General features: G+C 73.7%; 12 protein-coding genes. 6 read left to right on the top strand and 6 right to left on the bottom strand.

From position 1 onward, the window contains the following. The first annotated feature begins 41 nt into the window (after window positions 1-41). The 3 genes from ACFZAX_RS27755 (at window position 42) to fxsA (ending at window position 3,959) form a co-directional block, all read left to right on the top strand. The gene (locus tag ACFZAX_RS27755; RefSeq protein ID WP_390965009.1) at window positions 42-1,688 is read left to right on the top strand and encodes an amidohydrolase family protein; all 1,647 of its coding nucleotides are present in this window, start codon (window positions 42-44) and stop codon (window positions 1,686-1,688) included. A gap of 608 nt (window positions 1,689-2,296) precedes the next feature. Further along, window positions 2,297-3,229, top strand: a complete 933-nt coding sequence (locus ACFZAX_RS27750; protein WP_390965008.1) for a glycosyltransferase — start codon at window positions 2,297-2,299, stop codon at window positions 3,227-3,229. A 130-nt stretch (window positions 3,230-3,359) separates the two neighbouring features. Further along, entirely contained in the window at window positions 3,360-3,959 is a 600-nt protein-coding gene (gene fxsA, locus ACFZAX_RS27745; RefSeq protein ID WP_390965007.1) for an FxsA family membrane protein, read from the top strand. Between the two features lie 168 nt (window positions 3,960-4,127). Here the strand turns inward: fxsA and ACFZAX_RS27740 are convergent, their stop codons facing one another. From ACFZAX_RS27740 to ACFZAX_RS27725, 4 genes are all read right to left on the bottom strand, one after another. Continuing rightward, window positions 4,128-4,502 carry an RNA polymerase-binding protein RbpA gene (locus ACFZAX_RS27740; RefSeq protein WP_007262928.1) on the bottom strand — a complete coding sequence of 125 codons (375 nt, stop codon included), beginning with the start codon at window positions 4,500-4,502 and terminating at the stop codon, window positions 4,128-4,130. Window positions 4,503-4,767: 265 nt separating this feature from the next. Continuing rightward, entirely contained in the window at window positions 4,768-6,150 is a 1,383-nt protein-coding gene (locus tag ACFZAX_RS27735; RefSeq protein ID WP_390965006.1) for an MFS transporter, read from the bottom strand. Between the two features lie 49 nt (window positions 6,151-6,199). Then, window positions 6,200-6,964, bottom strand: coding sequence for a glycerophosphodiester phosphodiesterase family protein (locus tag ACFZAX_RS27730; protein ID WP_390965005.1), 765 nt, complete (start codon window positions 6,962-6,964; stop codon window positions 6,200-6,202). Next, window positions 6,961-7,626, bottom strand: a complete 666-nt coding sequence (locus tag ACFZAX_RS27725; protein WP_390965004.1) for a YitT family protein — start codon at window positions 7,624-7,626, stop codon at window positions 6,961-6,963. The genes ACFZAX_RS27730 and ACFZAX_RS27725 overlap by 4 nt, the downstream gene beginning before the upstream one ends. 101 nt (window positions 7,627-7,727) lie before the next feature. On the opposite strand from ACFZAX_RS27725, the gene ACFZAX_RS27720 reads away from it, so the two are divergent. Further along, on the top strand, window positions 7,728-9,227 hold the full coding sequence (locus tag ACFZAX_RS27720; protein ID WP_390965003.1) for an aminotransferase class I/II-fold pyridoxal phosphate-dependent enzyme: 1,500 nt from the start codon (window positions 7,728-7,730) through the stop codon (window positions 9,225-9,227). A gap of 67 nt (window positions 9,228-9,294) precedes the next feature. Here the strand turns inward: ACFZAX_RS27720 and ACFZAX_RS27715 are convergent, their stop codons facing one another. After that, window positions 9,295-10,899, bottom strand: a complete 1,605-nt coding sequence (locus tag ACFZAX_RS27715; protein WP_390965002.1) for a hypothetical protein — start codon at window positions 10,897-10,899, stop codon at window positions 9,295-9,297. 39 nt (window positions 10,900-10,938) lie between these two features. Then, window positions 10,939-11,133 carry a hypothetical protein gene (locus tag ACFZAX_RS27710; protein WP_073722514.1) on the bottom strand — a complete coding sequence of 65 codons (195 nt, stop codon included), beginning with the start codon at window positions 11,131-11,133 and terminating at the stop codon, window positions 10,939-10,941. A gap of 380 nt (window positions 11,134-11,513) precedes the next feature. Here ACFZAX_RS27710 and ACFZAX_RS27705 point away from each other — a divergent pair, with 380 nt between their 5' ends. Both ACFZAX_RS27705 and ACFZAX_RS27700 read left to right on the top strand, forming a co-directional pair. Next, window positions 11,514-11,906 carry an ankyrin repeat domain-containing protein gene (locus ACFZAX_RS27705; RefSeq protein ID WP_390965001.1) on the top strand — a complete coding sequence of 131 codons (393 nt, stop codon included), beginning with the start codon at window positions 11,514-11,516 and terminating at the stop codon, window positions 11,904-11,906. Window positions 11,907-12,356: 450 nt separating this feature from the next. Then, a complete protein-coding gene (locus ACFZAX_RS27700; RefSeq protein ID WP_390965000.1) occupies window positions 12,357-13,775 on the top strand; it encodes a HEAT repeat domain-containing protein in 1,419 nt (472 codons plus the stop codon). The last annotated feature ends 13 nt before the right edge of the window (window positions 13,776-13,788 follow it).

Here is a 13,788-nt window from a genome sequence, read left to right as displayed (position 1 = left end):
GCGCGGACCGGTGCCGCGAGGGGACGCGGGAGACTGGTCCCATGACCCAGAGCACCGCCCGTCGAAGCGCCCCCGAACACCGCACCGTGCTGCTGCGCGGTGGAGACGTCCACAGCCCCGCCGACCCGTTCGCCACCGCGATGGTCGTCGAACGGGGGCATGTCGCCTGGGTCGGCTCGGAGGGGGCGGCCGACGCGTTCGCGGGCGCGGCCGACGAGGTCGTCGACCTGGAAGGCGCCCTGGTCACCCCCGCCTTCACCGACGCCCACGTGCACACCACCTCCACCGGTCTCGCGCTCACCGGGCTCGACCTGTCGGGCGCCCGCGGCCTCTCCGAGGCGCTGGACCTCGTCCGCGCCTTCGCCGACGGCCGGCCCGCCGACGCGGTCCTGCTCGGCCACGGCTGGGACGCCGCCCGCTGGCCCGGGCGGCAGCCCCCGTCGCGCCGCGAGCTGGACGAGGCGGCCGGCGGCAGGGCCCTCTACCTGACCCGCATCGACGTCCACTCCGCGGTCGTCACCACGGCTCTCCTGGACCGCGTGCCGGGGGTCACGGCGCTGTCCGGCTACCGCGCCGACGGTCCGCTGACCGGCGACGCCCACCACGCGGTACGCGCCGCCGCGCACGCCTCCGTGACCGTGCGGCAGCGGGCCGACGCCCAGCGCGCCGCCCTGCGCCACGCCGCCTCGCTCGGCATCGGCACGGTCCACGAGTGCGGCGGCCCCGACATCTCCGACGAGGACGACTTCACCTCCCTGCTGGCCCTGGCCGGCGCCGAGCCCGGCCCCCGGGTCCTCGGGCTCTGGGCCGAGCACGTCGAGGACGAGAAGGGGGCCGCGCGCGTCCGCGAGCTCGGCGCCGTCGGCGCGGCCGGCGACCTCTTCGCGGACGGTTCGCTGGGCTCGCACACCGCCTGCCTGCACGAGCCGTACGCAGACGCCCCGCACACCGGCTCCGCCCATCTGGACGCCGCCCGGATCGCCACCCACGTCGCCGCCTGCACCGAGGCGGGGCTCCAGGCCGGGTTCCACGCCATCGGCGACGCCGCGATCACCGCTGTCGTGGACGGCATCCGCGCCGCCGCCGAGCGGGTCGGCCTGGCCCGCGTCCGGGCCGCGCGCCACCGCGTCGAGCACGCGGAGATGCTCACCCCGGAGACGATCGCCGCCTTCGCGGAACTCGGCCTCACCGCCTCCGTGCAGCCCGCCTTCGACGCGGCCTGGGGTGGCGAGGACGGGATGTACGCCCGCCGCCTCGGCGCCGAGCGCGCCGCGACGCTCAACCCCTACGCGGCCCTGCTGCGCGCGGGCGTGCCGCTCGCCTTCGGCTCGGACAGCCCGGTCACCCCGCTCGACCCGTGGGGCACCGTGCGGGCCGCCGCCTTCCACCGGAACCCGGAGCACCGGATCTCCGTACGCGCCGGATTCACCGCCCACACCCGGGGCGGCTGGCGTGCCGCGGGCCGCGACGACGCGGGAATCCTGGTGCCCGGAGCTCCGGCCGACTACGCGATCTGGCGTACCTCGGAACTGGTCGTCCAGGCGCCCGACGACCGGGTCGCCCGGTGGTCCACCGACCCTCGCTCCGGCACCCCTGGCCTGCCCGATCTCTCTCCGGAGGCCCATCTCCCGGTCTGCCTGAGCACCGTCGTGGGCGGACAGACTGTCTACGTACGACCGAACGAGTGATGAGACGATCTTCCGTACCGCCGATCGATGGGGGGAGCGGTCGCACGCGACCTGCGGATCTTCGCCGCTGACCAGGCAATATGAGACGAGACCGCTGGTCAGGCCGTTGTTGACAGAAAGCGGTCACCGGCCGGTAGGTTCGGCCGGGTCCACCACAGGACGTCCACCGGTCGAACCTCCATGCAGTCGTCGAACGCCGCTGGGTCACGGGGTGGTGAGCCGCACCGGCCCACCATCACTGACAGCCAGGTTCAGCGCCCGCGCCTCGGGGGCGAGGGAAGGTTTCGCCGGTCGGCGGGTGCGACCCGGGTGGGGCCCGGACGTCCAGTAGACAACGGCTTTCGGTCGACCCGCAGCCAGCGGGCGCCAGGTCGGCCCGAAGGGCGCCGGGCCCCGATCCGCAGGACCGCCGTCGGCGTGGGGACCGGGACCCCGCCGGAGGGTTCGCCCCACGTTCACCGGAAAGCCACCGCGGTCCGGCGCTGATCTGTCCTCACTTCCACTGGTCTGTCCCGCGGCCGGGGCGCCGCCGTGCGCCCGGGGCGCACGGCGGGACCCGGACGGTCGATATGGTGTGCACCTGCGTACGGACCTTTAAGGGGCAGTTAGTGAACGACGGCGGTCAGCGGCGGTACGACCCGCTCGGCAGAGTCCTGGTGATCATCCCGACCTACAACGAGGCCGAGAACATCAAGCCGATCGTCGACCGGGTGCGCTCCGCGGTCCCGGAGGCCGACATCCTGGTCGCCGACGACAACAGCCCCGACGGCACCGGCAAGATCGTCGACGAGATCGCGGCCGAGGACGCCCACGTGCACGCGCTGCACCGCAAGGGCAAGGAAGGGCTGGGCGCCGCCTATCTGGCCGGATTCGCCTGGGGCGCCGAGCACGGCTACGGCGTCCTCGTCGAGATGGACGCGGACGGCTCCCACCAGCCCGAGGAACTGCCCCGCCTGCTCACCGCCCTCAAGGGTGCCGACCTCGTCCTCGGCTCGCGCTGGGTGCCGGGCGGCCGGGTGGTGAACTGGCCCAAGAGCCGGGAGGTCATCTCCCGCGGCGGCAGCCTCTACTCGCGGCTCGCGCTCGGCCTGGACGTACGCGACGTGACCGGCGGTTACCGGGCCTTCCGTACCCGGACCCTCGAGGGGCTCGGCCTGGACGAGGTCGCCTCCCAGGGGTACTGCTTCCAGGTCGATCTGGCCCGCCGCGCGGTGGAGGCCGGATTCCACGTGGTGGAGGTGCCGATCACCTTCGTGGACCGGGAGGTCGGCGACTCCAAGATGAGCCGCGACATCCTGGTCGAGGCGTTGTTCCGGGTCACCGGCTGGGGCATCACCGCCCGGACCAGCAAGGTCACCGACAAGGTGCTGGGCCGCAAGCCCGGCCGCCCGGTCGGCGCCGACGCGGACGCCCGGGCCGAGGACGCCCGGACTGAGGACGCCCGGGTCGAGGACGCACCGAGCGCCGCCACCCGGGGCGAAGCCGCCCCGGAAGCCCCGGAAGCCCCGGCCGCCACCGCCCCGGACACCGACCCTTCCTGACGCGCGCCTACCCCGGGACGCGGAACCGAGGGCGGAACCTGGGTGGAACCGAGGTGCAAGATCCCTGGGGCGTCCCGGGGCCGACCCCCCGCCCGCGCCGCTCGTACCGCCGTGCAGGCACACTGGGGGCATGACGACCGGCACACCGCCCCCGAACCGTCCCCGGCGCTCGCGCGTCCGCAGATTTCTGCCGCCGGCCATCGCCGCCTGGCTGGTGCTGGAGATCTGGCTGTTGATCCTGGTGGCCGACGCGGCCGGCGGGTTCACCGTTCTGCTGCTCCTGGTGGCGGGCTTCGTGTGCGGCGCGGCCGTGGTCAAGAAGGCCGGGCGCCGCGCCTTCTCGAACCTCACCGAGACCCTCCGGCAGGCGCCGGGGCAGCCCGGCGGCGGGACGGAGCCGCCGGAACCGCAGCCGGCCGCCCGGGGCAACGGCTTCCTCATGCTGGGCGGGATCCTGCTGATGATCCCCGGCATGCTCTCGGACCTGGCCGGTCTCCTGCTCCTGGTGCCGCCCGTCCGCAAGGCCCTCGGCGGAGTCACCGAGCGGGCCCTGGAGCGCCGGATGACCGCCGCCGCCCCGGGAGGCCTCTCCGGCGCGTTCCAGCAGGCCCGTATGCACCGCCCGGACGGCAAGGTGGTCCAGGGCGAGGTCATCCGCGAGGACGGCACGCAGCCGCCCCCGCGCGGCGACGACGGACCCCAGGGCCCCCGTCCCCCGCTGACCCCCTGAGGGGCGTAGGCGGGAACGCGCCGGTCCCGGGGAACGTACGGAACCCCCGAGGGGCGTAGGGGAACACCGGGACGCACAAAGCCGCGGGCCGTGACACAGAAGGTGTGTCACGGCCCGCGGCTGTCGTGGTCGCATGCGGTGCGACCGTCCGTTCGGTGCATGCGCGGATCAGGCGGACTTCCTGCTGTCCCGCGGATGCACGGCGATGTTCATGGCACCGGAGCGCAGGACCGCCAGCCTCTCGGCCAGCACCTCCTCCAGCTCCTCGCGGGTGCGCCGCTCCATGAGCATGTCCCAGTGCGTGCGCGCAGGCTTGCCCTTCTTCTCCTCGGGGCCATCCCCGTCCACCAGGAGTGCCATGGCGCCACACGCCTTGCACTCCCACTCCGGCGGAATTTCCGCCTCTACCGAGAAGGGCATCTCAAATCGATGCCCGTTCTGGCATGCGTACTCCACCGCCTGGCGCGGGGCCAGATCGATGCCGCGGTCCGTCTCGTAGCTGGTAACCACGAGTCGCGTGCCGCGGAGAGCTCGCTCACTCATGAATCGTGCCTCCCGGGCTTGTCGCCCACAGGACAGGTGTCGCTGTCGTCGTCATCCGGTCAACGTCCGCTCGGCGGTAAAGATTCCCGTTGCCGGACATGCGTCGCCCGTCTTGCCGCTGCTGTATCAGGGTTGAATACCCACCGCTGCCCGGTTTGTCACTTTTGAACGGATGTGTCACCCAACAGTTTGACGTCATCCACGCGCAGTAACGGTCTTTCCGGGCAGGCCAAAGGCGTACACTACCGCCCTTTTACTTCAACGTCTAAATCCGTTCCGGTACGGGATTGCCCGCGGCGGCCACGGCGGCCCGTACCGGCACCCTGGCGAGCAGCACCGAACCGATGACGAAGAACACCACCAACGAGATGATCGCCTGCCGATAGCTGCCGGTCAGCTGGTACGCCAGGCCGAACACCAGCGGGCCCAGCCAGCTGAGTCCGCGGTCGCTCATCTCGTACGCGGAAAAATACTCGGCTTCCTTGCCGCGCGGGACCAGATGCGAGAAAAGAGAGCGGGAGAGGGCCTGGCTGCCGCCGAGGACGAGACCGATCGCCGCCGCCAGGACGTAGAAGTGGACCGGCGCCCCGGACGGCAGGAACCAGGCGGCGACCAGGATCAGCGTCCAGACCACCAGCGACGCCAGGATCGTGCGCTGCGCGCCGTACACCCGGGCGAGCCGCCCCATCCAGAGCGCGCCCGCCACCGCCAGGATCTGCACCAGCAGGACGGCGGTGATCAGCGTCGTCTGCTCCAGGCCGAGTTCCTCGGAGCCGAACACCGACGCCTGGGAGATGACGGTCTGCACCCCGTCGTTGTAGACGAGGTACGCCAGCAGGAACGCGAGTGTCAGCGGGTGGCGCCGCATGTCGCGCAGGGTGGCGAGCAACTGCCGCCAGCCGGAGCCGACGGCCCCCTCGCCGCCCGGCGCCGTCCGGCGGTCGCGCAGCCGGCGCAGCGGCACCACCGTGAAGGCGCCCCACCACAGGCCGGCGGAGGCCAGGCAGACGCGCACCGACTCCGACTCGGTCAGGCCGAAGGAGTCGTGCCCGGAGTAGAGGACCAGGTTGAGCACGAGGACGAACGCGCCCGAGGTGTAGCCGAACGCCCAGCCCCGCGAGGAGACCGCGTCCCGCTCGTCGGGTCCCGCGATCTGCGGCAGGTAGGAGTTGTACAGCACCATCGACACCGAGATCGCCGCGTTGGCCACGATCAGCAGGAGGGTGCCGAGCAGGTACCGGTGGCCGTCCAGGAAGAACATGCCGGTCGTGGCCGCCGCACCCGTGTAAGCGGCTGCCGCGAGCAGCGGCTTCTTGCGGCCCGAACGGTCCGCTGCCGCGCCCACGATCGGCATGAGCACGACCGCGAGGACCACCGACGCGGAGACCGCGTACGCGAAGAGCGACCCGGCCCGCACGGGTATGCCGAGGGGGTGCACGAACCCCCGCGAGTCGGAGGCCGCCTTCGCCACCGAGGTCAGATAGGGCCCGAGGAAGACGGTGACCACGCTCGTGGAGTAGACCGAACACGCGAAGTCGTAGAAGTACCAGCCCCGTTGCTCCCGCCTGCGGGCGACGGCCTCCGCCGCGTCCGCCGGTCGCCCGGCCGGTTCCGTCGGCTCCGCCGTTCCTGTTGTTCCGGTGCTCAACCCGCGCCCCCTGCTCGGTCTGTTCCGTTCGTGTCCGGCCGGACCCGCGTCAGGACCAGGTCCCACGCTCGCTCAGCACCGTACGCAGCGTTCCGATGTGATCGGTCATGATGCCATCCACGCCCAGGTCGAGAAGGGCGGTCATCTCGGCCGCCTCGTCGATCGTCCAGACATGGACCTGGAGGCCCAGCGCGTGCGCGGTACGGACGAAACGGCGGTCGACGACCCTGATGCCGCTCTGACTCACCGGTACCTGCGCGCACACCGCGCCCCGGCGCAGCGGCGCCCGGATCCCCAGCGACCGCAGCCGCAGGGCCAGTACGCCCCGCACGCCGTACGACGTGGCCAGGCGGGGGCCGCCGAGCCGCTGCGCGCGGGCCACCCGGGCCTCCGAGAACGAGCCGACGCACACCCGGTCCCAGGCGTTTGTCCGGCGGATCAGCGCGAGGAGGGGCGCGAGCGAGGACTCCGCCTTCACGTCGACGTTCCAGCGGGCCCCGGGGAACTCCTCCAGCAGGTCCTCGAAGAGCGGCAGGGGCTCGCGCCCGTCCACCCGGGCCCGCCGGACCTCGCTCCACGGCAGGTCCGCTATCCGGCCGCCGGCGTCGGTGACCCGGTCCAGGGTCGCGTCGTGGAAGGCGACGAGCCGGCCGTCCGCCGTGGTGTGCACATCGGTCTCGAAATAGCGGTATCCCTCCGCCGCCGCCCGGCGGAAGGCGGCGGCGGTGTTCTCCAGCCCGCCGGCCGCGCCGCCGCGGTGGGCGAACGGGATCGCCGACGGATGGTCGAGGTACGGGTGGCGTCCTGAGGTCACTGCGGAAGTATCGCCGCCTCCGGTGACCGCCCGGCAACGGCCCCGGTCGCTCCCGGGGACCCGGCGGCGAACAGGCGCAGGAAGAACTGGGCGAGCGGCCCGATCGCCAGCGCGTACACGACCGTCCCGATCCCGAGCGAGCCCCCGAGCGCGTACCCGGCCACCACGACCGCCACCTCGATCGACGTGCGCGCCAGGCGCACCGACCGGCCGGTCACCCGGTGCAGACCGGTCATCAGTCCGTCGCGCGGCCCGGGGCCGAACCGGGCCGTGATGTAGAGGCCGGTCGCCATTCCGTTGAGTACGACTCCGAGCACCATCACCGCGGTACGGACCACCCACCCGTGCGCCTCGGGGACGACGGCCAGGGTGGCGTCCATCGTCAGGCCCAGCACGAAGACGTTCGAGACGGTGCCCAGTCCCGGGCGCTGCCGCAGCGGAATCCACAGCAGCAGCACGATCGCGCCGACCCCGATCGACACCGTCCCGATGGCGATGCCGGTGAACTCCGAGATCCCCTGGTGCAACACGCCCCAGGGCTCCAGCCCCAGCCCGGCGACGACCAGCAGCGCCGAACTCACGCCGTAGAGGACCAGGCCCGCGTAGAGCCGCACCAGCCGACGGAGGAGAGAGGAGTGGTGCGGGACGGCGGTGGCGGACACGGGGTACCCCCTGCTGTGATGATGGTGGACTGACTCATGTCACTCTGTGGCGGGAGATTGGCCGCCAGCCATGGCCAATCCGAGGAAGGTGGACTGATTTCATGGCTCAGTGGACTTCGACTGTTGGGGCCGCCCAGCTCGCGCGGCAGCTCCAGGCCCCGCTCTCGCGCCGCAGCCTCCCCGGAACCCGGAAACCGCCCGCCTACCGCGCTCTCGCGGCCGGGGTGCGGCTGCTGGTGCTGGAGGGCCGGGTACCCGTCGCCGCGCGCCTGCCTGCCGAACGCGAGCTCGCCCTGGCCCTGGCCGTCAGCCGCACCACCGTCGCCGCGGCCTACGAGGCGCTGCGCGCCGAGGGCTTCCTGGAGTCACGGCGCGGCGCCGGCAGCTGGACCGCCGTCCCCGCGGGCAACCCGCTGCCGGCCCGGGGCCTGGAACCGCTGCCTCCCGAGGCGCTCGGCGCGATGATCGACCTGGGCTGCGCCTCGCTGCCGGCCCCGGAGCCCTGGCTGACCAGGGCCGTCCAAGGGGCCCTGGAAGAGCTTCCGCCGTATGCCCACACGCACGGCGACTACCCCGCCGGGCTGCCCGCCCTGCGCCGGATGATCGCGGACCGCTACACCGACAGCGGCATCCCCACCATGCCGGAGCAGATCATGGTGACCACCGGCGCGATGGGTGCCATCGACGCCATCTGCCATCTCTTCGCCGGGCGCGGCGAACGCATCGCCGTCGAGTCGCCGAGCTACGCCAACATCCTCCAGCTGATGCGGGAGACGGGCGCCCGGCTGGTGCCCGTCGCCATGCGGGACGGGCTCGGCGGCTGGGACATGAACCGCTGGCGCCAGGTCCTGCGCGACGCCGCCCCCCGCCTCGCCTACGTCGTGGCCGACTTCCACAACCCCACCGGCGCCCTCGCCGACGAGCAGCAGCGGCGCGGCCTGGTGGAGGCGGCGCGCTCGGCCGGCACGGTCCTGGTCGTCGACGAGACGATGCACGAACTGGCCCTCGACGAAGACGTGGAGATGCCCCGCAGGGTCTGCGCGTTCGACCCGGCCGGCAGCACGGTGATCACCGTGGGATCGGCCAGCAAGGCGTTCTGGGCCGGCATGCGGATCGGCTGGGTCAGGGCGGCGCCCGACACCATCCGCAGCCTGGTCTCCGCACGCGCCTACGCGGACATGGGGACACCCGTCCTGGAACAGCTCGCCATCAACTGGCTGCTGCGCACCGGCGGCTGGGCCGACGCGGTCGGACTCCGGCGCGAACAGGCCCGCGGCAACCGCGACGCCCTGGTCGCCGCGGTGCGCCGGGAGCTGCCCGACTGGGAGTTCCAGGTGCCGCGCGGGGGCCTGACCCTCTGGGTGCGTACCGGCGGCCTCTCCGGGTCGCGCCTGGCGGTGGCGGGCGAGCGGGTCGGCGTGCGGGTGCCGTCCGGGCCGCGCTTCGGGGTGGACGGTGCGTTCGAGGGGTACGTCCGGCTGCCGTTCACGGTGGGCGGGCCGGTGGCGGACGAGGCGGCGGCGCGGCTGGCCGCGGCGGCGGCGCTGGTCCGGGCCGGCGCGGGGGCGGGCGCCGACGCACCGCGGACCTTCGTGGCCTGAGCACGTGAAGGGCGGGCACGGACTTCCTGGTCCGCGCCCGCCCTTCACGTCGCCGGTCGTGCTCGGGTCAGCCCTCCGCGACCGCCGGCTGCGGCGCGCGGAACGCGTCCCGCTTCCCGAAGGGGTCGTCCGCCGTAGCCCCGGGTGCCTCGGCGGCGCCCTCCCCGGCGGTGCGCTCCGGGAGCAGCGCGAGCACGGCCGTGCGGTCCGCCTCGCAGGCGGCCTCGTCGTACGGGTCGGGAGTGGCCGGGACCTGGAGCCTCAGCACCTCGCCCGCCCCCAGCCGGGCGTAGCCGCGTCCGGCGGGCACCCCGGGCACGGGCGTGGTGTGCGGTCCGGCGCCGAGGACGGCGGCCACCTGCTCGCGCGAGGCGGCGCCGAGGACGGCACGGGCCCGGGTGTGGGCCAGTACGGCGTCCGAGAGGCCGTCCACGGCGTCGAACTGGTCGGCGAGCACCACGGTGACCCCGGCCGCCCGGCCGTGCCGCAGCGGCACCTGGAGGAGGTCCTGCGGGTCGGGCCGCCCGTCCGCCGCCGCCAGGTGTCCGAGGACGGACGGGCGGTCCAGCAGGATCCAGAGGGGCCGCCCGGTGGTCTCGGAGGCGGGGCGTCCGGCCTGGCGTTCGCGGTTGGCGTCGATGAGCCGCCGTTCCGTCTCGTGCGCCGCCCATTCGAGCGTCGCCAGCGCGCCCGCCAGGCCGCTCTCGACGGCGAGGACGCCCTCGCGCCCGGCCAGGAAGCCGTACTCGCCGGTGCCGCCGCCGTCGACGACCAGCACGTCGCCGTCCCGGAGCGCCTGCAGCGCGATGGAGCGCAGCAGCGTCGTCGTCCCGCTGCCCGGCGTTCCGACGGCGAGCAGATGCGGTTCCCCGGAGCGGGGGCCCGTCCGCCATACGACGGGGGAGGCGTCGTGGTGCGCGTCACCGTCCTGGACCGGCACCGTGCGCCCGACCGAGCCCGGGTCGGTGAAGCCGAGGACGGTCTCGCCGGGGGCGGTGACGAACCGCTGGGCGCCGATCGTGGCCGGGAGCGGGTCGAGCACGGCCATGGTGAGCTGGTTGGCCTCCTCGTCCCACACGAAGTGGTACTCGCGGCCCCGCCCGGACTTGGCGTGCACCACCTGTTCGATCCGGGTCCGGGCCTCGCGCTCGCCGTCGGTGAACCAGGCCGGGTAGGTGACCCGGAGCCGGACGAGCCGGCCGTCGCCGTCGAAGGCGTAGTCGCCGAAGGACTGCTCCCAGTCACCGCCGTGGGCGAAGAGCGGTGCGGGGTCGTCCGCCACCGAGAAGTACGGGACCAGCGCCTCGTACAGGGTGCGCAGCCGGGTCTCCTCCGCTTCGCCCGGGCCGGTCTTCGCGGAGGTGCGGTCACGGCCCTTCCACGCGGCGGCGCCCATCACCGCGATCAGGGCCAGCACCGGCCCGTGCGGGACGAGCGCCACCGCGGTCAGGCAGGCCGCGACGAGGAACAGCTTGGAACCGCGCCGGTCCTTGGGCGTCGCGGCCCATCTCTGCCGTCCCGCGACGGCCAGCAGCCGCAGACCACGGGTGATCGTGATCAGCGGGTGGAGTACGTCGGTGGCGCTGTCGGCGGCCGTGCGCGCGAGCTCGCGACCGCGAGTGATCGAAGCGCCGCCGCTGCTCAGAATGCGGGGAAGGGGTCGCCGGGCCACGTCTGTCTCCTGGGCGGGGGTGGGGGTTCGGTTGGAGGGTCAGAACTTGATCCCGCCCAGCAGTCCGGCGAGGCTCGCCCCGCCCGCCGTGATGCTGGGCGCGATGGCGGTGCCGGCGAGGTAGAAGCCGAACAGGGCGCAGATCAGTGCGTGGGACGCCTTCAGCCCGTCCTTCTTGAAGAACAGGAAGACGATGATGCCGAGCAGTACGACGCCCGAGATGGAAAGGATCATGAGCGGTTCTCCTGGGTGATGAGGGACGGTCACCATGAGTCCTTCCAGGCTCACCCGGTGTATCTATACGATAAAAGATGCATTCGGGTGAGGAGATGGTGTTTTCACCCGACCGGTCCAGGAAAGGTGGCCACTCGGCCGTACGCCGGGTGCGCCGGAGGCCGCCCCGGATGTGAGGAAGACCGCACCGGGGCCGAGGGCCACGTGCCGGAGCCCCCGCCCCACCGCGCCCCCGGTCCCGGCCCTCCAGATGTCCCGGACCCGCGCGGTTGCGGGGCAGTACCCTGTCGGTTTACCCGCGCGGCCCACGGCCGTACGCCCCGGCCGGGCAGCGGCGACGACAACGGCAACGACAGCGGTCAAGGAAGGCGGTCCGACCGATGAGCGAAACCCCCGACCCCGAGGTGGTCGAGCTGGCCACGAAGGTCTTCGACCTCGCTCGCCGCGGCGAGACGGACACCCTCGCCGCCTACGTGGACGCGGGCGTGCCCGCCGACCTCACCAACGACCGGGGCGACTCGCTGCTCATGCTCGCCGCCTACCACGGCCACGCGCCTGCCGTCACCGCCCTCGTCGCCCGGGGCGCCGACCCCGACCGCGCCAACGACCGGGGCCAGACCCCGCTCGCCGGAGCCGTGTTCAAGGGCGAGGGCGCCGTCATCGAGGCGCTGCTCGCCGCGGGCGCCGATCCGGCCGGAGGAACCCCCTCCGCGGTGGACACCGCGCGCATGTTCGGCAAGGCCGACCTGCTGGAACTCTTCGGTGCCCGCTGAGACGGCCGCCCGCACGGGCGGCGCGACCCACGGCGACCGGTCCGTCGGAAATGTGGTCGCGGTGGCGAAATGGCTGGGTCATCATGACGTCGCGGGTCCGCTCCGGACCACCGACGAGAGGCAGAGGAAGATGCTCTACACCAGGCAGAAGACGACGGTCGGCCGATCATGTCGCTGCGCGGTTTAGGCCGTGTGCCGAAAGTCCCGCCCGTCCTGCGACACCCGGCACGCACGCTCGCCGCGTTGTCGGGACCGCACGCACCGGACCCCGCAGGACCCGCCCTCCGGGCGGACGGCGCTACTTTCGGCACACGCCCCGGTGCTCCGGCACCAGGCGGTGTTCCCCGGACCACGGCACGGGCCGTGCCCTTCCCGGCCCTGATCCTTCGGACACCACCCAGGAACTGCACAGTCCCGGTTGCGTCGACAGCTTGATGTGAGGCTTTCTCCATGTTCGATCCATTCATAGCGCCGAGCGGCACCCTGCTCGGCCTGCTGCAGAGGGGCCGCGGCGACGGCACGCTCCACGCGCTCGCCGCACCCCGTACCGAGGCGCTCGCGGCACTCAACCACTGCGTTCTGAGCGATCCCCGCCACGACTGGCAGGTCGAGAACCGCTCCCTGTACTACGCCCGGCTCTACATCGACCTCGACGGCGGTCTGGAGGAGATCGAGCGCCACCTCGCCCATCCCGAGGACCACCTCGACACCGACGACTCGCGTACCGGCCTGGCCCTCGCGGTCCTCGGCCACCTCGCCTCGTACGGACGCGGCGACGCCCTGGCGCTGCTGCGGACGTACGCCGCCACCGGCGCCAACTGGGCCTGGGCGCTCGACGAGCTTGCCCTGCGCGACGACGACGCAGGCCTGCGCTCCCTCGCGCTGCCCGTCCTCGCCCGGTTCGCCGACACCCCCGAAGGCGCCGCCGAGCTCGCCGCCGCCGTACGCGACGCGTTCGAACCGCGCCCCTGGCGACTCTGGGCCGACGACCCGCGCGCCGCCGTCGGCGCCCGCATCCGCACCGCCACCGAGCGAGGCTCCTTCGACCGCTGGCAACGGCAGATGTCACCCGGCGGCCCCCGCCCCGGATGGAGCGTCCAGGCCGTCCTGGACTGGGCCCAGCAGGCCCTGGAACGCGGCAAGGCCCTGCACGTGCCCGCCGCCCGCTGCCTCGCCGCCGTCGCGGGCGCCGAGGACCGGCCCGCGATCGTGGCAGCGGCCCGCAGCGGTCCCGAGGGCGCCCGCTGCGCCGCCCTGCACTACCTCGCCGAGGCCCAGGATTCCGCCGTGCTCGACCTGATCGACGCCGCGGCCGCCGACCCGTCGCGCACGGTCGCCGAGGCCGCCGTCGCCGCCTTCGAACGGATGCCCGGCGACGCCGCCGTCGAGCGGGCCCGCCGCTGGGCGCACCGGCCCGACGCGCTGGGCGCCTCGGCCGCCGGCACCCTCGCCCGCCGCGGCACCCCCGCCGACGCCCCCCTCGTCCTCGGCGCGCTGCGCGAGGCCGTGCGCGCGGGCCGGCCCGACACCCTGCGGCTCGGACCGCTGGTGGACGGAGCGGGCCGCCTCGGTATCGCCTGCGCCGCCCCCGTCCTGCGCCACGTCTACCGGGAGACCCCCTCCTCGCACCTGAGGGGGCGCGCCGCCCGCGCGCTCGCCGCGACCGACCCGTCCTTCGCGACCGGCTTCGCCGTCGAGTGCCTGTGGGACTGCGAGGAGACGACCCGCGAGATCGCCGCCCTGCACGCGGAGACCGGGGACGTACGCGTCGCCGAGCGGCTGCGGCGGCTCGCCGCCGACCCCGCCGAGGAGGCCGAGGTGCAGACCGCGGTGCGCAGCCGCATCGAACCCGAGGCCACCGGGGTCTGACCCGGCCGGTCCG

The organism is Streptomyces sp. NPDC008125, from assembly GCF_042957125.1.
Lineage (GTDB): Bacteria > Actinomycetota > Actinomycetes > Streptomycetales > Streptomycetaceae > Streptomyces.
Note: the sequence above shows the minus strand (reverse complement) of the source record. Positions and strands in the feature narration are given on the sequence as shown.

What these genes read in the sequence shown, in the direction of transcription:
- ACFZAX_RS27740 (WP_007262928.1), bottom strand. Translation starts at nt 4,502, where the DNA reads ATGAGTGAGCGAGCTCTCCGCGGCACGCGACTCGTGGTTACCAGCTAC.
- fxsA (WP_390965007.1), top strand. Translation starts at nt 3,360, where the DNA reads ATGACGACCGGCACACCGCCCCCGAACCGTCCCCGGCGCTCGCGCGTC.
- ACFZAX_RS27720 (WP_390965003.1), top strand. Translation starts at nt 7,728, where the DNA reads ATGGCTCAGTGGACTTCGACTGTTGGGGCCGCCCAGCTCGCGCGGCAG.
- ACFZAX_RS27710 (WP_073722514.1), bottom strand. Translation starts at nt 11,133, where the DNA reads ATGATCCTTTCCATCTCGGGCGTCGTACTGCTCGGCATCATCGTCTTC.
- ACFZAX_RS27705 (WP_390965001.1), top strand. Translation starts at nt 11,514, where the DNA reads ATGAGCGAAACCCCCGACCCCGAGGTGGTCGAGCTGGCCACGAAGGTC.
- ACFZAX_RS27700 (WP_390965000.1), top strand. Translation starts at nt 12,357, where the DNA reads ATGTTCGATCCATTCATAGCGCCGAGCGGCACCCTGCTCGGCCTGCTG.
- ACFZAX_RS27755 (WP_390965009.1), top strand. Translation starts at nt 42, where the DNA reads ATGACCCAGAGCACCGCCCGTCGAAGCGCCCCCGAACACCGCACCGTG.